Annotated in this window: 20 protein-coding genes and 1 riboswitch; of the genes, 10 read left to right on the top strand and 10 right to left on the bottom strand. The window is 45.6% G+C overall.

The features are described from left to right. Positions 1-86 precede the first annotated feature (86 nt). The 3 genes from BLV22_RS00240 to BLV22_RS00230 all read right to left on the bottom strand — a co-directional run bounded on the left by BLV22_RS00240 (position 87) and on the right by BLV22_RS00230 (position 3,255). Positions 87-1,400 (bottom strand): extracellular solute-binding protein, encoded by a 1,314-nt coding sequence (locus BLV22_RS00240; protein ID WP_091610078.1) that lies wholly within the window; start codon positions 1,398-1,400, stop codon positions 87-89. Between the two features lie 64 nt (positions 1,401-1,464). Further along, positions 1,465-2,058 carry a YesL family protein gene (locus BLV22_RS00235; RefSeq protein ID WP_091610076.1) on the bottom strand — a complete coding sequence of 198 codons (594 nt, stop codon included), beginning with the start codon at positions 2,056-2,058 and terminating at the stop codon, positions 1,465-1,467. Between the two features lie 24 nt (positions 2,059-2,082). Further along, positions 2,083-3,255 carry an ROK family transcriptional regulator gene (locus tag BLV22_RS00230; RefSeq protein ID WP_091610075.1) on the bottom strand — a complete coding sequence of 391 codons (1,173 nt, stop codon included), beginning with the start codon at positions 3,253-3,255 and terminating at the stop codon, positions 2,083-2,085. 248 nt (positions 3,256-3,503) lie between these two features. On the opposite strand from BLV22_RS00230, the gene BLV22_RS00225 reads away from it, so the two are divergent. Continuing rightward, the gene (locus BLV22_RS00225; protein ID WP_091610073.1) at positions 3,504-5,126 is read left to right on the top strand and encodes a glycoside hydrolase family 43 protein; all 1,623 of its coding nucleotides are present in this window, start codon (positions 3,504-3,506) and stop codon (positions 5,124-5,126) included. Positions 5,127-5,177: 51 nt separating this feature from the next. Here the strand turns inward: BLV22_RS00225 and xylE are convergent, their stop codons facing one another. Beyond that, positions 5,178-6,557 (bottom strand): D-xylose transporter XylE, encoded by a 1,380-nt coding sequence (gene xylE / locus BLV22_RS00220; protein WP_091610071.1) that lies wholly within the window; start codon positions 6,555-6,557, stop codon positions 5,178-5,180. 210 nt (positions 6,558-6,767) lie between these two features. Here xylE and BLV22_RS00215 point away from each other — a divergent pair, with 210 nt between their 5' ends. The 3 genes from BLV22_RS00215 (at position 6,768) to BLV22_RS00205 (ending at position 8,079) form a co-directional block, all read left to right on the top strand. Continuing rightward, a complete protein-coding gene (locus BLV22_RS00215) occupies positions 6,768-7,214 on the top strand; it encodes a hypothetical protein (RefSeq protein ID WP_091610069.1) in 447 nt (148 codons plus the stop codon). Positions 7,215-7,363: 149 nt separating this feature from the next. After that, positions 7,364-7,681 carry a class I SAM-dependent methyltransferase gene (locus BLV22_RS00210; RefSeq protein ID WP_143030934.1) on the top strand — a complete coding sequence of 106 codons (318 nt, stop codon included), beginning with the start codon at positions 7,364-7,366 and terminating at the stop codon, positions 7,679-7,681. Between the two features lie 215 nt (positions 7,682-7,896). Then, positions 7,897-8,079, top strand: coding sequence for a hypothetical protein (locus BLV22_RS00205; protein WP_091610065.1), 183 nt, complete (start codon positions 7,897-7,899; stop codon positions 8,077-8,079). A gap of 28 nt (positions 8,080-8,107) precedes the next feature. On the opposite strand, the gene BLV22_RS00200 is transcribed toward BLV22_RS00205, so the two are convergent. Beyond that, a complete protein-coding gene (locus BLV22_RS00200) occupies positions 8,108-8,800 on the bottom strand; it encodes a Na-translocating system protein MpsC family protein (RefSeq protein ID WP_091610064.1) in 693 nt (230 codons plus the stop codon). A gap of 308 nt (positions 8,801-9,108) precedes the next feature. On the opposite strand from BLV22_RS00200, the gene fdhF reads away from it, so the two are divergent. The 3 genes from fdhF (at position 9,109) to BLV22_RS00185 (ending at position 13,398) form a co-directional block, all read left to right on the top strand. After that, complete coding sequence (gene fdhF / locus BLV22_RS00195; RefSeq protein WP_091610062.1) at positions 9,109-12,063, top strand: formate dehydrogenase subunit alpha; 2,955 nt, start codon at positions 9,109-9,111, stop codon at positions 12,061-12,063. Beyond that, the gene (locus tag BLV22_RS00190; protein WP_091610061.1) at positions 12,063-12,599 is read left to right on the top strand and encodes a helical membrane plugin domain-containing protein; all 537 of its coding nucleotides are present in this window, start codon (positions 12,063-12,065) and stop codon (positions 12,597-12,599) included. The genes fdhF and BLV22_RS00190 overlap by 1 nt, the downstream gene beginning before the upstream one ends. Positions 12,600-12,708: 109 nt before the next feature. Next, on the top strand, positions 12,709-13,398 hold the full coding sequence (locus tag BLV22_RS00185) for a phosphatase PAP2 family protein (RefSeq protein WP_091610059.1): 690 nt from the start codon (positions 12,709-12,711) through the stop codon (positions 13,396-13,398). A 45-nt stretch (positions 13,399-13,443) separates the two neighbouring features. Here BLV22_RS00185 and trhO read toward each other — a convergent pair whose 3' ends face one another. From trhO to BLV22_RS00170, 3 genes are all read right to left on the bottom strand, one after another. After that, positions 13,444-14,418, bottom strand: coding sequence for an oxygen-dependent tRNA uridine(34) hydroxylase TrhO (gene trhO / locus BLV22_RS00180; RefSeq protein WP_091610056.1), 975 nt, complete (start codon positions 14,416-14,418; stop codon positions 13,444-13,446). Positions 14,419-14,744: 326 nt separating this feature from the next. After that, positions 14,745-15,005 carry a holin gene (locus tag BLV22_RS00175; RefSeq protein WP_091610054.1) on the bottom strand — a complete coding sequence of 87 codons (261 nt, stop codon included), beginning with the start codon at positions 15,003-15,005 and terminating at the stop codon, positions 14,745-14,747. 163 nt (positions 15,006-15,168) lie between these two features. Beyond that, a complete protein-coding gene (locus BLV22_RS00170; protein WP_091610053.1) occupies positions 15,169-15,435 on the bottom strand; it encodes a hypothetical protein in 267 nt (88 codons plus the stop codon). A 239-nt stretch (positions 15,436-15,674) separates the two neighbouring features. On the opposite strand from BLV22_RS00170, the gene BLV22_RS00165 reads away from it, so the two are divergent. Continuing rightward, the gene (locus tag BLV22_RS00165; protein WP_091610051.1) at positions 15,675-16,085 is read left to right on the top strand and encodes an RrF2 family transcriptional regulator; all 411 of its coding nucleotides are present in this window, start codon (positions 15,675-15,677) and stop codon (positions 16,083-16,085) included. A 102-nt stretch (positions 16,086-16,187) separates the two neighbouring features. Then, positions 16,188-16,553 (top strand): IDEAL domain-containing protein, encoded by a 366-nt coding sequence (locus tag BLV22_RS00160; RefSeq protein WP_091610049.1) that lies wholly within the window; start codon positions 16,188-16,190, stop codon positions 16,551-16,553. 75 nt (positions 16,554-16,628) lie between these two features. Here BLV22_RS00160 and BLV22_RS00155 read toward each other — a convergent pair whose 3' ends face one another. Together BLV22_RS00155 and BLV22_RS00150 are read right to left on the bottom strand one after the other, a co-directional pair. After that, a complete protein-coding gene (locus BLV22_RS00155; RefSeq protein ID WP_143030933.1) occupies positions 16,629-17,456 on the bottom strand; it encodes an STAS domain-containing protein in 828 nt (275 codons plus the stop codon). A gap of 73 nt (positions 17,457-17,529) precedes the next feature. Next, a complete protein-coding gene (locus BLV22_RS00150; RefSeq protein WP_091610046.1) occupies positions 17,530-18,420 on the bottom strand; it encodes an SDR family oxidoreductase in 891 nt (296 codons plus the stop codon). 234 nt (positions 18,421-18,654) lie between these two features. Beyond that, positions 18,655-18,752, top strand: a riboswitch (purine riboswitch). 39 nt (positions 18,753-18,791) lie between these two features. On the opposite strand from BLV22_RS00150, the gene BLV22_RS00145 reads away from it, so the two are divergent. Continuing rightward, positions 18,792-20,144, top strand: coding sequence for a 5'-deoxyadenosine deaminase (locus tag BLV22_RS00145; protein WP_091610044.1), 1,353 nt, complete (start codon positions 18,792-18,794; stop codon positions 20,142-20,144). Positions 20,145-20,155 lie beyond the last annotated feature (11 nt).

The raw sequence follows: 20,155 nt of genomic DNA, 5'->3' as shown, positions 1-20,155 counted from the left end.
CCCAAGCTCTGCATTTACGTCCAGAATGCATTCATGAATGATATAAAGGGCACACCCGATAGGAATGCCCTTTATTCATTTTATATTTACTCGTCTTCTTCTATTGCTTCGTCATGCATTTCAGCAAATTCTTCCGGAGTAATTTCTTCACCGAATAATGACTGAATTGCTGTCAGGTGAGTCTCGGCAACATCCGGGCTCATCTGCACATCCGCAAACAATGTCAGGTTGTCAGCGTTGTTTAAGTCCTCCAGTACTTCAAGGTACATATCCGGAAGATCCACGTTATCCGTGTTTACTTTCGTAGCCGGTATAACGCCTGCATCGCTCACGGATTTTTCGCCCCACTCTTCAGAGAAGTATTTAACAAAGTCTTTAGATTCTTCTTTTACATCAGACTCTTCAGAAACAAACAACCCTACGCCAGGTCCGCCTACATAGCTGTTCTGATTGCCTTTACCTTCCACTGTCGGGAAGTCAAAGTAGTCAACTGCATCACGGAAGTCCTGAGATACGCTTTCGTCTGTCGTGTAGTTTGGAAGATCCCATGTAGCAATTAAGTACATTGCTGCCTGTTCACTCATAAACATGCTTTTTGCTTCCTGGTCGGAAAGACCGTTAAATCCTTGAGTGAAAGCTCCGCTTGAAGCCAGGTTCTGTGTTTTTTCCGCCGCATTTACCAATGGCTCTTCCGTAAAGGATGCTTCTCCATTGATTGCCTGATTTAATAGATTGTCTTCACCAAGCCGGTCTGCCATATACATGTACCAGAGTGAACCGGTCCACCTGTCCTGGTTCCCTAACGCAATCGGAGCCACGTCGTTTTCCTGAAGTGTACTTACTATTTCTTCAAGCTCTTCGTATGTTTCCGGCTCTTCTAAATTGTATTCATCAAATATCGCACTGTTATAGAAAACCTGGGCTACGTTCAGTTCAAGCGGCAGTCCATAAGTACTTCCGTCCATTTCATATGCTTCCGTAGTACCTTCCACATATGAATCCCGCAGGCCGTCTTCATCAAGCACATCATCGAGCGGCGCAAACATTTCACCTTCAACGTAAGGCTCGAGGAAACCGCCTGGCCAGGTCATGCCCACATCCGGCAGTTCACCCGATGTAGAAGTTACCTGCAGCTTTTCCTTGTACTGTTCATTACTCAGCACCTCGAGTTCCACCTTAGTATCCGGATTCTGCTCTTCGTAATCAGCTATGATTTCATTTACAATATCGTAATGGTCTTTGGAACTTCCTTCCGGCCATAAATGCATAAATTCAATCGTTTTTTGCTCCCCGTCCCCGCCGCCATCGCCAGAGCCTGAAGATTCCGAGTTACAGCCTGTTATTACCATAGCTGTTGCGCACCCCGCCGCCAAAAACGTAACCGCTTTCATTTTTTTCATTATTTCCTCCCCCTTTTCATAATATTACGGTAACACCCTCTACATAATTTGTCCAGTAAACAAACTAAGTTTTTATAATTTTTTTGAAAATATTTTTATTGACGACTGTAGCAACAAACGCCGTAGCGCTTATCCCAAATATAAAGCCGAGTGCCGGCACCATGTAAAAAATAATCCCCAGAAGAAATAAGCTTAACGTTAAAAGGAATAAGTGGCCGGGATGGGTCAGCATAATAAAAAATGCATTTTTAAAAACATTTCTTAGTTTATCGTCAAAATGAGCAAAGGAGGGAAAAAGAAATAACAGAAAAACAAACACAAACAGGATATACACAAACAACGGTATGTGCAGCCAGTTCAGCGTGTCACTTGCTGCGATGAACTGAATATCAAGAACAACAAGCACGAATAAAAAAAGGACCACGGCCCCAAGTTTATTAGACTGAATAAATTCCTGTTTATATACTTTCCAGAAATAAGCAAAAACCGGCAGGTCCTTTTCTCCGCTCACCCATTTACGCACTACTGCAAACAAAGCATTTGTAGCCGGGAATACACCGGCGGCCACAGCACCCATCAGCGTGAAAAACACCCAGAGCAGCTGAACGTATGCGAAATTCATCACCCACGTCAACGCTTGATAAATTTTACTGTTCATTTTCGAACAGCCCCCTTTCCATACTTATACAACCGTGACTCTGCTGGTCGAAAAAAATGTTTCAATCGAAAAAGCCGCAGAGCCCAGAGCACAGGAATATATACTGTTTTCAGAAAAGGACAGCGTGAACGAATCCTGAAATTCCTCATGGAGACGCTGCTGAAACACTCTTTCAATAGGGTTGCGAAGCCACTGCTCCAATTCTGCAAAGCGGTTGCCTATAATGATTTTTTCCGGGTTGAATATGTTGATGATATTCGTCAATCCAATACCAATATATTCCCCCACCTGATCAAAAGCGTTTAGCACTTCCAGGTTTCTTTCCTTTGCCTTTGCGATCAGGCAGTCGATCGTCACTTCTTCCTGAGCCGAAAAGAGATGCGCTGTTTTTTCCACCAGAGCGCCTTCCGAGCTGTACAGCTCCCAGCAGCCTTTATTGCCGCACCGGCATTTTCTTCCGTTTGGTTCAATAGTGAAATGACCGACTTCTCCGGAGATACCGCTGCCGCCCTTATATAATTGGTCATTAATAAAAATGCCTGCACCGACACCAACGCCAATACTTACATAGATAAAGTTCGAAACGCCCTGGCCGGCTCCGTACCGTTTTTCACCGTGCGAACCAGCCTTTGCTTCATTTTCAATGAATACCGGCAGCTCGTATTTTCTTTCCAGATGCTGTTTTAAGTGCACATTTTTCCACTCCAGGTTCGGCGCGAATAAAATGGTGCCTTCGTTGTCGATCAGCCCCGGAACACCAACACCGATTCCCACTATGCCATAGGCACTTTTCGGCGCCTGGGCCATAAGGTCCTCAATGACTTCCTCCACCTTATTAAACACAGCCCCTTCATCAATAGAAAGCAGCGGCTCATTAATTTTAGCAACGATCGCCCCCTGCAGGTCTGTCAGTATACCAAGAACATAATTGACTCCAAGATCAATCCCAATTGCATAGCCGGCTTTATTGTTAAAAAAAAGCATGGTCGGCTTTCTTCCTCCATTGGAAAGCCCTGCCCCCATTTCCTCCACGAGTCTTCCTTCCAGCAGATCGGCTACCAGGCTTGAAACCGTAGCTTTATTCAGCCCGGTGTCTTTTGAAATCTGCGCCCTGGAAATTGGGCTTTTCTGCTGAACGGTCGTCAGCACGATTGATTTATTTATTTGCTTTACCAGAGTTTGGTCTCCCGTGCGCATATTATCTTCTCCTACTTCTCAATTTTGATCGGTTTACGTACATAATAGCATACATTTTCTTGTGGTCATCATATAGTTTCCTGATTAAACAAAGTCAAAGGTATTTATATACAATAATCTATATTTTCATCCATATTTTTGCTTTAAAGCAAATTGGCAGTTGAGCAGAATAAGGAATTAAGTTATATTTAGTTTATTGCTTATACAATCTATTTTGAAAGCGTTATCAAACCAAGGAGGCTGCTATCGTGAATGATCAAATTACTAATCCAATTTTAACTGGCTTTAACCCTGACCCGAGTATTTGCAGGGCCGGAGAGAATTATTATATTGCCACCTCCACGTTTGAATGGTTCCCCGGGGTGCAGATCCATCACTCAAAGGATTTAAAAAACTGGGAAGTCGTCAAACATCCTCTCGAACGGACATCCCAGCTGAATATGGCAGGCAATCCGGATTCGGGAGGCGTCTGGGCACCCGCACTCTCCTGGCACGATAACCAGTTCTGGTTGATTTATTCAGATATTAAACAAATCGACGGTATCTGGAAAGACGGTCATAATTACCTCGTCACCTGCGATACGATTGACGGTGAATGGAGCGAACCTGTGTATTTGAACAGCTCCGGGTTTGATCCCTCCCTTTACCATGATGACGACGGCAGAAAATATCTGCTGAATATGGTCTGGGATTACCGGCCTGGCAATCACCGCTTTTACGGTATCGCTCTGCAGGAATACGACGCCGAAGCGGAAACACTGATCGGTAAACGGCAGATCATTTTTACCGGTACAGATATCAAACTGACCGAGGGGCCGCATATATATAAAATCAATGGATGGTATTACCTGCTTACCGCGGAAGGCGGCACTACCTTTGACCATGCAGCTACCATCGCACGATCCAAATCATTATTCGGCCCTTACGAGGTCCACCCGGAAAACCCGTTTATTACGTCCTGGCCCTATCCGAGAAATCCTCTGCAGAAAGCGGGGCACGGGTCTCTTGTAGAAACGCAGAACGGCGAATGGTATTTTGTGCACCTGACCGGGAGGCCGTTAAAAGAAGACCAAAAACCTTTACTGGACCCGCGGGGCTTCTGCCCACTCGGGAGAGAAACCGCTATTCAAAAGGTTTATTGGGAAAAAGAATGGCCTTACATAGCCGGCGGCAATGAGCCTTCGCTATACGTGGATGGCCCTGGTCTTTCGGACGAGCCTCAACATTCACCGTCCCCTTTTTACAGTCATTTTGACACCGGCACTCTGGATAAGAGCTTCCAGACACTTCGGGTGCCTCTAGGAGAAAACACGTTATCGTTTAAAGACCGCCCAGGCTATTTACGACTGTACGGCAAAGATTCCCTGACGTCTAAATTCACCCAGGCGTTTGCGGCAAGAAGGTGGCAGCATTTTTATTTTGATGCCGAAACCGCCTTTCAATTTGATCCGGATCATTTTCAGCAGTCCGCAGGCATGGTCTGCTATTACAATACACAAAACTGGGTTTATTTTCACGTTACACACGATGAAAGTAAAGGAAAAATTTTAACCCTTCTAACTAATGACCATTTTCAATTTGACACGCCGCTCCAGGACAATGATATTGAGGTTGACCGCAATGTAGAAACGATTTACCTTAAGGTTTCAGTGCGTATGGACAAGTACTGGTTTTCCTACTCCTTTGATGGCAGCACGTGGACTGTAGTGGATGTTTCTTTTCCTTCCGCTAAACTATCGGATGACCATATCCAGGGCGACGGCTTCTTTACAGGCGCTTTTGTCGGTATGCAGTGCCAGGACAGTTTTTCTTCCAAGCCTGCAGATTTTGAGTATTTTCATTATGTTCCCAAGGAAGAGAACGAAGCATAATAACAGAAGGCCCGGCTGCGATTAGTGCAGCCGGGCCTCTTCTTTACTCGCTTACTTTTTTAATCCCATTTCTATCTCTTCAAGCGTTTTTCCTTTCGTTTCAGGTACAAATTTCCATACGAACAGAGCGGACAATATACTCATAAGACCGTAAAATCCATACGTTAATCCGCCGCTGAACTCGATCATGGCTGGATACGTGGAAGAAATAAAATAGTTAGCTGCCCATTGGGCTGCCACCGCAATAGCGAGAGCCTGACCGCGGATTTTATTCGGAAATATTTCGGATAAAAGCACCCATACCACCGGTCCCCACGACATCATAAAGGAAGCCGTATAGATGATAATAAATACAAGCGTCGCTATACCAATAGTGCCGGAAAAAGCGAGAGCCGAAACACCGAACATGCCTATGGTCATTCCAATAGACCCGATGATCAACAGTGGTTTCCGTCCGAATTTATCTACTGTCATGATAGCAATGACTGTAAATATTAAATTGACGGCCCCCATAATAATGGTCTGGAATAAAGAAGCGTCTCTTGCAGCTCCCATACTTTCAAATATTCTCGGTGCATAATACAGTGCAACGTTAATGCCGACAAACTGCTGGAAAATCGACAAGAGAATACCAATAATAATAATCAGCTTTCCGTAGGCAAACAACTTCTCTTTTCTTTTATCAAACGATTGATTAATCTCGTAAAACGTAGCCTTTGCCATTGTCTGGTCGTAGATTCTTGATAAAATCTTCATCGCTTTGTCATCCCGGTTTTTGGAAACCAAATACCGCGGTGTCTCAGGAACAGTTAACAGGAATAATAAAAACAAAGCAGCTGGTATGGCTTCAGAGGCAAACATATACCTCCAGCCGAGAGTGTCCACCCATTCTGCGGTTTCTCCGCGGGCAATTCCCCAGTTAACAAAGTATACGACGAACTGACCGAAAATAATCGCAAACTGGTTAAGTGACACAAGTCTTCCCCTAATATTAGGCGGCGCCATTTCACCAATGTACATAGGTGCGACCGCTGAGGCCAGCCCCACTCCAATCCCGCCGATAATCCGGTAAATATTAAATACAATCAAAAGAGCAACGGAAGGATCCCCGGCTTCAAAAAATAACAGCTCCGGATAGGCTGACCCTAATGCGGAAAGAAGAAACAAAACCGCCGCTATAATCAATGTAAACTTTCTTCCTATCCGGTTTGCAAAAAATCCTGAAATCAATCCACCGATAATACACCCGATAAGTGCACTTGAAACCGTCAGACCGTGAATAAACGGACTCAAGTTCAGATTGTCGGCAAAGTAGGTCTGCAGCGACCCTTCCGCCCCGGAAATTACGGCCGTATCATAACCAAACAACAAGCCGCCAAGTGTAGCTACCATTGTAACCAGTACTACATAGATTGTTCGTTTAGAATTCATATGTCCGAGTAGTTCTACTACTCTTCCCTCCTTTATGTAAGCGATCACAAGCCAGATTAACACTCTTTGTTTGTTTAATCAATAAACTTTATAAGCGAAAAAGTCTTTTAGGAATGAATAAAAAATTTCTTCTGAACTAAAAAAGACGTTCCTTTAAAGGCTTATCCGGGAATATGAATAAACAGCCAATACTTGAGGAGGAAATCAATAGTGAGTCTTTTTTCATCTATTAAAAAACGTGTGACCGACGCGAAAGAAAACGGAGTAACCATCCCAGTAACGGAAAAAATGTTTTTGAAGGTGCTTCAAGTTAAAAAAATGGACAATGTGGATATTTCCGCAGTTCATATCCAGGACCAGGTCCTGCGTATTGAAGGCGTTAAAAATGACAGCAGCCAAAGCCGCTTCAGCATGCTGCTTGAACCTTCCCACGCTTCAGAGCGGACCCTTTACTTCACGTTAAAATCCATCTCCCCTTTAGAAGCGGACGATGTCTTTAGGGAAATCTTCGACCGCCCGCCTTATTTTTCTGCTCAGGAGCAGCAGGCAGGCTTTCACCTGGAAGTATTTGAGCCTATGAAAAAAGTTCCTTATGGAAAAATAGACTCCTACTACTTTGAGCAGAACAAATTAAAAGTCGTCATGAAATGGAAATAAAATAACTTTTTACCGATTCAAAAAATTAAAATTGAGAATCACTTTCTCTATAGGACTTTTTACTTCCGGCTTCGGCTGGGAGTATTTTTTAAGTAGAAATTACCTATTTTTTCATGCATAATGAAAGAAAAATGAATGGGGCGAAATTCATGGAATATCAAGAAGCTTCTTTCGGCCGGTACCGTATTCTCCAGAATGGTTCTATTGAAGTTATTGCAGAAATAAAAAGCCGTTTTGAACATCCCCGCTGGGAAAATATGTGGTATTTATCAGAAACAAAGAGGATCTGCCGGGAGTTGGAAACGCTTGGGATCATCTCGGAGTGCGACAGCTTTGAAATTGTCGACCGGAACCAGTTTAAGATCTTTTGGAAAAAAGACCGTATTGCCTGGGGCTATATTGATGAAGACGAAACATCCTTCCGTCTTAGGTTCACCGGATTAGTCGATACCCCGGCTACCGAATAGCATTGCTGCCTGGCTTTATCATGGTTGCAATTAAGCTCTATATCCTTTAGGGTATACATACGAAGAAATTACTTAAGAGCAATTAAATAAACGGTGGAAATGGATAGACAATGGCGCTATTTCCCATAAGCCAAAAAGAGACAAGAGGTACCTGCCTCCTGTTTATCTTTTTGGCTTTTTTTATTTATTTTATGAAAGGAGCATCCTTTTAATTTATGAAATTTTTAATTGATCACGACGGCCAGAAGATTCACAAATCTGTATTTGTCAATGACCACTGCATGACCAACAGCAAACCTTCCGATTGGGAGAGTCTGGTGGAAGAAACTGCCCTGCAGTCATTCACCCAAAAGAACTACTCTTACTGCGTGCACTGCTTTCAGGCATACGCCGGCTGATGCTGCAGGAGGAAGGACTATGTATCCTCTAGCCGGACCCGCTCATAATAAAGACAATAACGCTGCGGTCCCGTTCAAAGTCCCAGTCAACAAACACATCAGCAATGTTTATTCCGGCAATGGAGATAAACGACTTTCCTTCTATTAACAGCCTTTTTTCCAGCTTGCGTTTAGTCACCTTCAGCTGCTCTTCATATCCCTGCTGCACTAACTCTTTTTCAATGTTAATCAGCAGCCCTTCCCGGATCACGAGAACAGTCTTATTATTTAACATTCCTGAAAAGACTTTGTCGGGTTCTTTTTCCGCTTCTGCAGTGACCTGCCGCACCCGCTCTTCAAGCTTCTTTTTACCTGCATATTCTTTAAATGGGTTTTCGCCGTCATATGCATTTTCGTCGATCCCGACAAATATACTCGATTCCTTATTAAAATCACTGTCGTGATAAAAGTTTTTAAACTCCTGACCGGTGACCGACTGCACGTATCCGTTAATTTCCGGTACAATTTTGTGCATCATGCTCTCACGCAGACGGAAAACAGCCTGTTCCCCATCCTGCTCGAGAATCACCCGTTCCATTGGGCTTAGGAAATGCCGGAGATAAATGGTGATGAACGGTCCCTGCATGACGACATGGGCTGCTTCCGGGCCTTTGCCGAATCTTTCCCGAAGCAGTCTGCCGGCGAAGCTTGCGATATCCTTTTCGTTCTCAGTGGGCCTCATTTTATCAGTGTCCTTTGATTAAATTATTATTCACATATTTACTATCCAAAAGCATTATAATCTAGTTTTGATTTAATCACAAATGCTAATCGGGTTAATAGAGAAGATTGATAATTATTAAAATATTGTTTTAAGTTTTTAGTTTCGTGGAAACGTGTAGTTAAACCTTTATGATTTTTTACATTTCCCTCTACAATCCCTAGAATAAAGGTGCACTCCCTTGACTCTTACATAAGCGAGTGCCGCATTCATCCACTGTCCACTACTTTTTTATTCCTTTAGTCCAACTTTATTTCCAAAATGGAAGGATGATTATTTTGTCGATTATTCGAGTAACGATGAATGGCACCGAGCGCAAAGTATCGGATGACTCTACAATCCTCGACTACACCCGCGGCACCAATGAAGAAGTGCCAAATGTCTGTTATCACCCGAGCTTAGGCGCAATTGAAACCTGTGACACCTGTATGGTAAAGGTAAACGGAGAAATTGTCCGTGCCTGTTCCACCGAATTTAAAGAAGATGATGTCATCGAAACCCTCACCCCCGACGTCGATCAGGCACAAAAAATTGCGATGGACCGTATTCTGCATAACCACGAGCTTTACTGCACCGTATGTGACTACAACAACGGCGGCTGTGAAATCCATAATACGGTGGAAGCGATGCGTGTCGAACACCAGAGCATTCCTTTTGAAACAAAACCGTATGAAAAAGATTATACAAACCCTCACTACCGCTATGACCCGGATCAGTGTATCCTCTGCGGACGCTGTGTGGAAGCCTGTCAGGACGTCCAGGTGACCGAGACCCTTTCCATCGACTGGGAGCGTGAACGCCCCCGCGTTATATGGGACAACGATGTTCCTATCGGCGAATCCTCCTGTGTATCCTGTGGCCACTGTTCGACCGTCTGTCCATGCAACGCTTTAATTGAAACAAACATGGAGGGCGAAGCCGGCTACATGACCGGTATTAAAGAAGATACCCTCCGTCCGATGATCGACATCACCAAGGACGTGGAAACCGGCTACAGCTCGATTCTGGCTCTTTCCAATATGGAGTCCAAAATGCGCGACGACCGCATTGAAAAAACGAAAACAGTTTGTACTTATTGCGGGGTCGGCTGTAGCTTTGATGTCTGGACGAAGGACCGCGACATCCTGAAAATTGAACCGCAGGCAGAAGCACCTGCAAATGGCATTTCCACCTGTGTGAAAGGGAAATTCGGCTGGGATTTTGTAAACAGCGAAGAGCGCCTGCAGAACCCGCTCGTCCGTGAAAACGGCCAGTTTGTCGAGACCACCTGGGATCATGCTTTAAACGTTATCCAGGATAACTTCACATCCATTAAGAAAGAAAGCGGCAACGACGCTCTCGCGTTTATCAGCTCTTCAAAGACAACGAACGAAGAGTCCTATCTTATGCAGAAGCTCTCCCGCGCCGTCATGGGCACGAACAATATTGACAACTGTTCCCGGTACTGCCAGACACCGGCCACCCAGGGGCTCTTCCGCACAGTCGGTTACGGCGGGGACACCGGTACAATAGAAGATATTAAAAATGCGGAGCTTATTATTACCGTCGGGACAAACACATCCGAATCCCATCCGGTTCTTGCCACGCGTATTAAAAGTTCCCATAAGCTGCGTAACCAGAAGCTGATCGTCTCCGACATCAGAAAACACGAAATGGCGGAGCGCTCGGACATGTTTATTCAGCCGAAACCAGGCTCGGACCTTGTATGGCTGAACGCAGTAGCGAAATACATCATCGACCAGGGCTGGGAGGATACAGAGTTCATCAATGAACGCGTGGATTACTACGACGACTTTGTTAAAGAACTCGAAATGTACACCATCGATTACGCCGTAGAACAGACCGGTCTCTCCCGCGAGGAATTGATTGGCATTGCCGAGAGCATTCACGAAGCAGATACTACTTGTGCCCTGTGGGCGATGGGTGTTACCCAGCACTCCGGCGGCGCAGATACTAGTACTGCAATATCGAATCTTCTGCTTGTTTCCGGCAACTACGGCCGTCACGGCACCGGCTCCTACCCGCTTCGCGGACATAATAACGTCCAGGGCGCAACAGACTTCGGCAGCGCACCGAATCTGCTTCCCGGCTATCAATCCGTGGAAAACGAAGAAGTCCGCCGCAAATTTGAGCAGGGCTGGAACACAGAGCTTTCCAGTGAAGTCGGCATGACGAACCACGAAATGGTGGATGCAATGCATGAAGGCCGACTGCGAAGCCTGTATTTGAAAGGCGAGGAAATGGCGCTTGTAGACTCCAACATTAACTACGTGCAGCAGGGCTTTGAAAAACTTGATTTCTTCGTGGTCCAGGACATTTTCTTATCCGAAACCGCCAAGTTTGCGGATGTTGTACTTCCGGCAAGCCCGAGTCTGGAAAAAGACGGGACGTTTGTAAACACCGAGCGCCGCTTCCAGCGTTTGTACAAAGCGCTTGATCCACTCGGCAACTCCAAGCCGGACTGGGAGATTCTTCAACTTGTAGCCAACCGGATGGGCGCAGACTGGAACTACAGCCATCCTTCTGAAATTATGGCAGAAGCTGCTTCGCTCTCCCCGTTCTTCGAAGGAGTTTCCTACGAACGGCTTGAAGGATATAATTCTCTCGTATGGCCTGTGACAAAAGAAGGCAAGGATGAACCGCTTCTTTACGAATCCCGTTTTCAGTTCCCGAACGGAAAAGCGAGATTCTATCCGGTTCATTGGACAGAGCCGCAAGTCTTTGGCGAGCAGTACGATCTGCACGTGAACAACGGCCGGATGCTTGAGCACTTCCACGAAGGCAATATGACGTACAAAACGGAAGGCATCACGCTGAAAACACCCGACAACTTTGTCGAGATTTCTCCGGAACTCGCCGAAGAGCGCGGTCTCGAAAGCGGAGCACTTGTACGATTGAAATCGCCGTACGGGGCTGTACGCATCCAGGCGCTTGTCACTGATCGTGTGAAGGAAAAACAGCTTTACATTCCAATGAATAATTCCGGCGAATCGGCCATCAACCGCCTCACGAGCAGCGAAGCGGATAAAGACACAGATACACCGGCCTACAAAGAAACACAGGTATTCATGGAAATACTCAGTACGGACGGAGAATCGCCGATGCCGAAAAACAATTTCCGCTACGGAAATCCTAATCCGCAGAACGGTGTGGAAGTTGAACGGAAATGGAAACGCAATGACTACATCTTCCCTGGCGACATGGTGAGAAAGGAGAACCGCTAATGGCTGAGCGCATCACTCATATTGAGAAGCTGAAATTTTCCGAAGAAGAAATCAAACAGCGGGACATGGAAGAGCTCCAGTCCCAGCTGCTTGATAACAAAGAAAGCCTGGAAAAGATGATGCGAACCGCGAACCTTCTTGATGAATCGGGCCTGCTTGATATGGCAAATGGACTTCTCAGTGAAGGCGATAAGGTGTTACACGTGGCGGTAAACGCGATGAATACCGAAGGAAGCACCAACATGCTTAAAAATCTGCTTCTTCTTGCTGGTGAAGCCGGCAAGCTCGATATCGAAAGCATGCAGCCGCTCCTGTTGAAATTAAATAAAGGACTTGAGCGTGTAGCAAAACTCGAGGAAGAGAAAGAACAGGAAAAACAGACCGTGAACATTTTCCAGTTGTTAAAACTCCTCCGGGACCCGGAAGTAAATCATACGCTCTCACTTGGTATTGCTTTTATGCGCGGTATGGGCGAAACCGGCAAGCCTGAAATGGAAGAAGAACAGAAAGAACGGAAACCAAATACGAAAGTTTAACCGGCAATACCAAACATGCTCCAGGCTGCCCCGTGCAGCCTGGTTTTTTGTTTCAAACCTTAGTCCGCCAGGGAATAGGTATAAAAATAAATTAAGGGAGTAAATGTCATTGTCTTTCAAAGGTCTTCAACTGTCCGACGTCCCAAAAAGCTCCTGGATACTTATCATTGCCGGTCTGCTTACGCTGTTTACGACAGCTTTTCTATTTTTGGAGATGGGTGAAGAAGTACTCGAACAGGAAACATTTATGATCGACCAAACCGCTCAAAATATTGTATCAGCGCTCAACACTGATGTCCTGCAGTCTATAATGGGATTGATTACGGAGGCCGGATCGGTGTCCTGGCTGACAGCCGGTGCCGCTGTTATCACAGTATATCTGTTGTTTTTTTCGTCTTTCAGCAGATGGAATGCGGTTTATTTTGCCGTAAATATGATCGGCATCAGTATCATCACCACTGTTTTTAAAAATTTCTTCTCCCGGCAGCGTCCAGAAGTGCTCGCAGCCTACGATGGGACCGGATACAGCTTCCCGAGTGGTCACGCTACTGGAGCCGTTACTTTTTACGGTTTTCTTGCCTACCTTGTTATCCGAAGTACACTGGCTGCTGTATGGAAGTGGCTGCTCGGCACATTGCTGACGCTGGCTGCCCTGCTTGTCGCTGTCAGCCGTATGTTTCTGGACGTCCATTACTTTACAGATGTACTCGCCGGGATTTCAGTCGGCTTATTTTGGCTCCTCATTTGCATTATCGCCCTGGAGCTTACACTTTGGAACAAATACCGCAGACAAATCTAAATGAAGCCTCCGGCAGAGGATGCCGGAGGCTTCATTTATTTGCATTTATGCGTTCTGCATTTGTTCTGCTTTTCTCGCTTCGATTTTTTCCTGCACGTCCTCTGCCGTCAGCCCATGCTCTTCCATGTAACGGTTTCTTGGATGAGTCATGCATTCTGTTGTGCAGCTTCTCATATATTTATGCTCATTTTCCTCGGAGCAGATGATTTGATTGTTGCAGTCAGGATCTGCACAGTTAACGTATCGTTCACACGGTTCCCCGTCAAAATGGTCCCTGCCGATTACGCGGTGCTCGACCTGATTGATCGGCACACTGATACGCTGGTCAAACACATAACATTTTCCGTCCCACAGCTCCCCTTTCACTTCAGGATCCTTGCCGTAGGAAACGATGCCGCCATGCAGCTGCGCCACATCGTCAAACCCTTCTTCTTTCAAAAATCCGGAAAACTTCTCACAGCGGATGCCTCCGGTACAATAGGTTAATATTTTTTTACCTTCAAGCTTTTCCCGGTTTTCCCTAACCCAATCCGGCAGCTCCCGGAAGGCGTTAATGTCTGGACGAATGGCTCCCCGGAAATGCCCAAGATCATATTCATAGTCATTCCGGGCATCAAGAACAATGGTTTCATCGCTTTGAAGCGCTTCGTAAAACTCTTTCGGGCTCAAATGTTCACCAGTCTGTTCATTTGGATTAATGTCATCTTCGAGATACAGCGACACAAGCTCTGAACGCGGACGCACATGCATTTTTTTGAATGCGTGCCCATCGGCATAATCCACTTTAAATTCGGTGTCTTTAAACCGCTCATCACCTGTCAGTTCCTGCATGTATGCCTCTGTCTGTTCTACAGTGCCGGAAACTGTACCATTGATGCCTTCCTCTGCAACAATGATCCGCCCCTTCAGACCAAGCTCTTTGCAGAAAGCCAGATGCTCTGCAGCAAAGGTCTCAGGGTCTTCCACGTACGTGTAATTGTAATACAATAACACCCGGTACGATTGATTTTCTTCAGTCATTTGTTCTCACCTATCCGGAATATATTTGCAAGATACATTCCTGACTCCCTGTCTTGCAATCAGGAAGCCTTGTCACACAACGATTCTGTTCTCATTTTCTTAGCAGCTATGCGCAAAACACCCACGCAGCACCCGCGAAATTCAAAAAAGCATAACAAAACCTCAATAAAAATCCCCTGCTGCAAGCGGGGGATTCTTGTTGTGCGCAGACACATTATATAAAAATTTTCCTGCCCCCGCAAATGAAAAAGTTTTCTGAACAAAAGGAGATAATTGTTTCTCCCTTCTTCTATCTTCGTCCTCTCTCAGTTTTTCCGTAAGATATTTTACTTTTTTCTGCTTTGCTGAACATTTTCGAAAATCCCGGTTCCGCCCAATCCTGCAAGCGCTCCTGCCCATACACGCTCTGCCAGTGCAACGCTCGTAAACGGAAAGGGGACAAGTGCCAGACCTACCCCGAGCCCGAGGGTGAGAAGAGGTATATACTTTTTCGAAAGCGGGAGCGCCTGCTTTAACAGCTGCATCAGCGCCGTACTCGCCGTGCCGATGAACGACATGTACATCAGAAATTCCGGACTCACTTCCATTTTCGCGCCTCCCTCTGGTTTTCAATCTTCCTACAAAAGGCATGTATGCTTCTATTATTAAACCATCTTTTTAAGTTAAATTTTTAAACAATAAAAAAGGGACCGGAATTACCGGACCCTTCATATAAATATTCAATTTGTCGTTTTATCTTCCGCTTCCTCTTTATTCAGTCAGCGGCTCCCGCGCAGGCATGGCCCCTGCTTCGATATATTCAGCCATCCCACGAACTATTTCCTCTGCTCCGTATTTCTTTGCCTCTAATGGAAACATCTCTTCGACAGTATCCAAATAAAAGGAAAGGTCTTTATTACGGAGAAAATGGGAATAGTATTCGCGTTCGCTCTGGAATTCGTGTCTTGATCTCGTTTGAGCAACAGACTGCATTTCAATGTCCGCTAAAGTACGGACCACCTCTTCAAATGTTTTCATGTCTTCACTCCTTTTCATAGGATCAATGACACGGAAAAATACAATGCATGTATAGAATTATATTATAACACGAACAGGCTTATGAAGCATCACGAGTTGTCCAAAGCGGTGATATTCTTCCTCCCCGTCGAGCAGCTTCCTCCTATTTTCCGCAGGGTATCAATAGTTGACAAATAAAACTGTAATATTTATAATTACAGTATAAACATTAATAATTCTTTTTACCCGGAGAGATAAAAATGAACAGTCACTTTTCTTTAGCTGTACACAGTTTGACCCTGCTCGCCCACCAGCCGGAGAACGCTGCCTCAAGCACTTTCATTGCTGAAAGTGCCTCCGTTCATCCAGTCCGGATACGAAAGGTGTTAAGCATGTTAAAGCAGCATGGCTTGATCCAGTCCAAGGAAGGAGCAGGCGGAGGCTTTGTCCTTTCCCGTCCGCCCGAGTCTGTCACCCTGTGGGATGTATACCAGGTCACGTCGAAAGGAACTCTGCAGCCCCGGTGTCCGGATGAAAATCCTGACTGCTCCGTTGGGGCTAACATGAAAACTGTCTTGGGCAGTGTTTTTTCGGAAGGCGAATACGTCTTTGGAGAACACCTTGATCAGTTTACTATTGCTGACATGCTGAAAAAATGTATCACAAATTAACTGAGCAATGTTTTTGCAATCAAAAACAGGGAAATGTATAGTTATAGATAATTCAGATTACAACACTATTAATTAATAGGTAATCCTTAGGAGGTTACGCGAATGTTACCAACAAACGATATTATTTCGGTAGGAGATTGGGTTCGAGGAACCACCATTTATGGTGAATTGGTTGTAGGCTATGTAGAAGCAATTGAAGAATCTTATCAAACAATTAAAGTAAAAGTCATTTCCTCTGATAATCAGGATATTATGGAAAAATCGGCTGAACTGCTGCTCCATAAAGTAAGCAAGCTGAATACCGTGCAGCCCGTTTCAGAAGATGAGCTGTATGACCTGATTGATCTTGCACTGGTCACCAATGACAAACAGTGGTTCCTGGAGCTCACTGCCGAATTGAATAATAAAACAAATGTCCGGTCATCCAATGATTCTTCCTATGCGCTCTCGAATTACAGCGAGTACTAAGAACCTCCGGCATTTTCACTACAAAAGCCCTTTGCAGGTTCAATGCAAAGGGCTTTTTCTGTATCTGTCCACTTGTTATTTTTTAATTTGAATATTCATCTTCTGTTCGAGGGCCTGCTGCAGATGAGCAAAGGTTTTTACTTTACTGAAATCAATCCCGAGCCGAACAGCCGTTTCTGCGATTTCCGGGCGAATGCCGGTAATAATAATCTCTGTTCCGATTAAACTCAGGCCGTGATGCAGGTTGAACAACTGCTTAGCCACCATTGTATCGATGATCGGAACCCCTGACATATCAATAATCAGTACATCGAGTTCAAGCTTTGCCACCTCTGTAAGAGTCACATCTTCAATCATCTTCGCCCGGTGCGTATCAATATCTCCGACAAGCGGGAGGACACCAATATCCCCTATTAATTTAATGATCGGCACACTCAGCTCCACCATCATCTGCTGCTGCGCCTCCAGCTGGGCTTCGTTCATCTGATAGTAGTACTGGTTCACAAGCTCGAGCCCCTTTTCAAATACCGACTGAATCTTCTCTGCCCACTCGGCCACCTGCAGCGGGGAAATCTCGTCTTCCCGTTCTTTAAAATAGGTGGAGAGGCGATTCCATAGATCGACACGTCCGACTCTGAAAAACTCTACCGAGTAAAACCTCGGCCCCTGGTTTTCAAGCCCGTCCATCGCCGTAAGCTGCGCCCAGTCAGTAAGTGACGGCTCTTCCCCTATCACTGCCTTTGCCGTTTCCTGAATGAAGCCCTTGAGTCTTCCCCGGAAGGCTTCCCTCCGTTCGGCATCGTTTGGGTAAATGGCTTCCGACTGCGCTTCAATATCTTCCATCCATGTAGTCACGATCTCTTCCGCATGGTTTAACATGAAATTGTACAGTTGTTTACTCAACGCCAATAATCCTTTCTGTTATTTCCTGTATTTAATATATTTTAAAATACGTAATCAAAAAAATAAAGCTGTCTTATTTATTTTCGCGTCTTAACCTATTGATCCACTCCGTCTCCAGCAGTCGTTCAACATTCGTCTGCTCCATGCTCCATTCCCATACCTTTTCCTGGAGCTCCCTGTCGCGGGCATGCGGGGCGGTATCTTCTTCAAAAGAATCAATAAAGTACCTGCCGTGCACACCTTCCACTTCAGAAGAAGCGGCAAGATACACTGAGGTTTCCGCTCCTTCCGCAGCTGTGCGCAGCATCGGCCGGATAGCCTGATGAATACGGCGCCCGAAGCCTGTAGAACGGTCCACTCCAAGCATAGTACTTACCCCGCCGGGATGCAGGGCATTAACACGAATATTTGTTCCTTCGAGACGGGAAGCAAGGGCATATGTAAATAAAACATTCGCCAGTTTTGACTGGGCGTACCCTTTCCATGTGCCATATCCCCTGTTTAAATGTGGATCCGGAAAATGAATACTTCCATATTTGTGGGCTCCTGACGAAACGTTCACGATACGTGCCTCTTCTGCAGAACATTCAAGAAGAGGAAGAAGCTGCAGTGTCAGGGCGAAGTGCCCCAGATGATTCACGCCGATCATACTTTCAAACCCATCTTCGGTAAGTTCTCTTTTCAGCGATACGACGCCGGCATTGTTGACCAGCACATCCACGCAGGGAACGATATGTTCGAGCTGGCGCACAAAGGTATGTATGTCCTGAAGAGAAGACAGATCACAGCGCATCACCCGCACACGTGAAGCTCCGGTGCTGGCCTTTATCTGCCTCATGGCTTCTCCCCCGCGCTTTTCGTCACGGACGGCCATGATGATATTAAATCCTTTCACGGCAAGCTGCTTCGCCGTTTCGAATCCCATTCCTGTGTTTGCTCCGGTAATAATGGCTGTTTTCTCCATAATTTACTCTCCTCTGGAATAGTATTGTTGCTTTTCCTATACCCATTGCTGCGATTGTTCACTCTTTGTACCGTACATTTCCTGAAAATTCTCTTTCTTTTTTGGAGTAAACAGGAATATTCATAAAGGATAAAAGGAATAGAAGCTAGAGGGCCAGACGTATACCGACCAGTAAATCTTTTGTCATATTATCTTCCAACGCTATTGAAGTTTTTTTCATCCCCGGGTACGATGCAGATATTACCACTTACCCTTCGTATATATTCAACAATTGGGTTGAACGTTTCTACTGGAAACCGTAATTTCCAACTACGAAGAATGCCTTTTGCGGGCGTTCTTCGTTTTTTTATGCATACAAAGGAGTGTTTATAATGACAACGATCTTAATACGGCAGGCTGAAATCATGACTATGAACAAAAACAATGACATTGTGCACGGAGATATACGAATTGAAAATGAATACATTAAAGAAATCCACCCTTCTTTAACTCCCCACCCGGGTGAAAAAGTGATCGAAGCCCAGGGGCGAACCGTGCTTCCCGGCTTTATCCATACCCATATCCACCTTTGCCAGGCGCTGTTTCGCAGTCAGGCGGATGACCTTGAACTGATGGATTGGCTGAAAGAACGCATATGGCCGATGGAAGCTGCCCACACTCCCGATTCTATTTACACCTCAGCGATGCTCGGTATCGGCGAGTTGATCCGCAGCGGTACGACAACGATCGTCGACATGGAAACAGTCCACCACACAAACGCGGCCTTCGAAGCTATAGAAGCGTCCGGCATCCGGGCTCTATCCGGTAAAGTAATGATGGATAAAGGGGATGAACTGCCTGCCCCCCTGCTTGAAACCACGAGCCAGTCCATCCAGGAAAGCGCCGATTTGTATGAAAAATGGAATGGGCGGGACAATGGCAGAATACGATACGCGTTTTCACCCCGGTTTGTTGTCTCCTGCTCTGAACCGCTTCTGCGCGAAGTTTCCCGGCTGTCCAGTCATTACGGAGCTTACGTGCACACCCACGCTTCAGAAAGCCAGGGAGAAATAAAAATTGTTGAAGCTGATACCGGCATGCGCAATGTGAAATATTTAGACCATCTCGGCCTTGTCCACCCACGCCTTATTCTCGCCCACTGTGTGTGGCTCGATGACCATGAAAAGCAGATTATTAAACAAAAGGGAGCTCATATCAGCCACTGCCCAAGCTCCAATATGAAACTTGCTTCCGGATTCGCAGAGATCCCGGACCTGCTTGATCATCATCACAATGTCAGCCTCGGCGCCGACGGCTCCCCGTGCAACAACACGCTCGACATGTTTCAGGAAATGAGGATGGCAGGTCTCATTCACAAACCCTCCTATGGTCCAACAGCCATGGATGCCAGACAGGTTCTTCGCATGGCGACCATCGAAGGCGCGAAAGCGGTTGGTCTTGACCAGGAAATTGGAAGTATTGAAATTGGCAAAAAGGCGGATTTGTCTATCCTCAATCTTTATGATTTTCATACGTATCCGGGTGAAGGAGCAGATCCATACTCCCGTATCGTGTACGCTGCTTCCAAAGATCAGGTGGAAACAACTATCGTGAACGGACGGATTGTAATGGAAGAACGCAATATGCAGACCATGAATAAAGACAAGGTGCTTGGCGATGCGAACAAAGAAGCAAAGCAGTTATTCCACCGGGCTTCCCGGTATATGTCTAATTCTTTTGCATAAATTATGAGCAA

It is taken from the genome of Marinococcus luteus (assembly GCF_900106595.1).
In the GTDB taxonomy this organism is placed as follows: Bacteria; Bacillota; Bacilli; order Bacillales; family Marinococcaceae; genus Marinococcus; species Marinococcus luteus.
Note: the sequence above shows the minus strand (reverse complement) of the source record. Positions and strands in the feature narration are given on the sequence as shown.

Excerpts from the sequence above, each read along its gene's own strand:
- BLV22_RS00240 (WP_091610078.1), bottom strand. The coding sequence starts at position 1,400 with ATGAAAAAAATGAAAGCGGTTACGTTTTTGGCGGCGGGGTGCGCAACA.
- BLV22_RS00235 (WP_091610076.1), bottom strand. The coding sequence starts at position 2,058 with ATGAACAGTAAAATTTATCAAGCGTTGACGTGGGTGATGAATTTCGCA.
- BLV22_RS00230 (WP_091610075.1), bottom strand. The coding sequence starts at position 3,255 with ATGCGCACGGGAGACCAAACTCTGGTAAAGCAAATAAATAAATCAATC.
- xylE (WP_091610071.1), bottom strand. The coding sequence starts at position 6,557 with ATGAATTCTAAACGAACAATCTATGTAGTACTGGTTACAATGGTAGCT.
- BLV22_RS00210 (WP_143030934.1), top strand. The coding sequence starts at position 7,364 with ATGGAATATCAAGAAGCTTCTTTCGGCCGGTACCGTATTCTCCAGAAT.
- BLV22_RS00205 (WP_091610065.1), top strand. The coding sequence starts at position 7,897 with ATGAAATTTTTAATTGATCACGACGGCCAGAAGATTCACAAATCTGTA.
- BLV22_RS00200 (WP_091610064.1), bottom strand. The coding sequence starts at position 8,800 with ATGAGGCCCACTGAGAACGAAAAGGATATCGCAAGCTTCGCCGGCAGA.
- fdhF (WP_091610062.1), top strand. The coding sequence starts at position 9,109 with ATGATTATTTTGTCGATTATTCGAGTAACGATGAATGGCACCGAGCGC.
- BLV22_RS00190 (WP_091610061.1), top strand. The coding sequence starts at position 12,063 with ATGGCTGAGCGCATCACTCATATTGAGAAGCTGAAATTTTCCGAAGAA.
- trhO (WP_091610056.1), bottom strand. The coding sequence starts at position 14,418 with ATGACTGAAGAAAATCAATCGTACCGGGTGTTATTGTATTACAATTAC.
- BLV22_RS00175 (WP_091610054.1), bottom strand. The coding sequence starts at position 15,005 with ATGGAAGTGAGTCCGGAATTTCTGATGTACATGTCGTTCATCGGCACG.
- BLV22_RS00170 (WP_091610053.1), bottom strand. The coding sequence starts at position 15,435 with ATGAAAACATTTGAAGAGGTGGTCCGTACTTTAGCGGACATTGAAATG.
- BLV22_RS00165 (WP_091610051.1), top strand. The coding sequence starts at position 15,675 with ATGAACAGTCACTTTTCTTTAGCTGTACACAGTTTGACCCTGCTCGCC.
- BLV22_RS00160 (WP_091610049.1), top strand. The coding sequence starts at position 16,188 with ATGTTACCAACAAACGATATTATTTCGGTAGGAGATTGGGTTCGAGGA.
- BLV22_RS00150 (WP_091610046.1), bottom strand. The coding sequence starts at position 18,420 with ATGGAGAAAACAGCCATTATTACCGGAGCAAACACAGGAATGGGATTC.
- BLV22_RS00145 (WP_091610044.1), top strand. The coding sequence starts at position 18,792 with ATGACAACGATCTTAATACGGCAGGCTGAAATCATGACTATGAACAAA.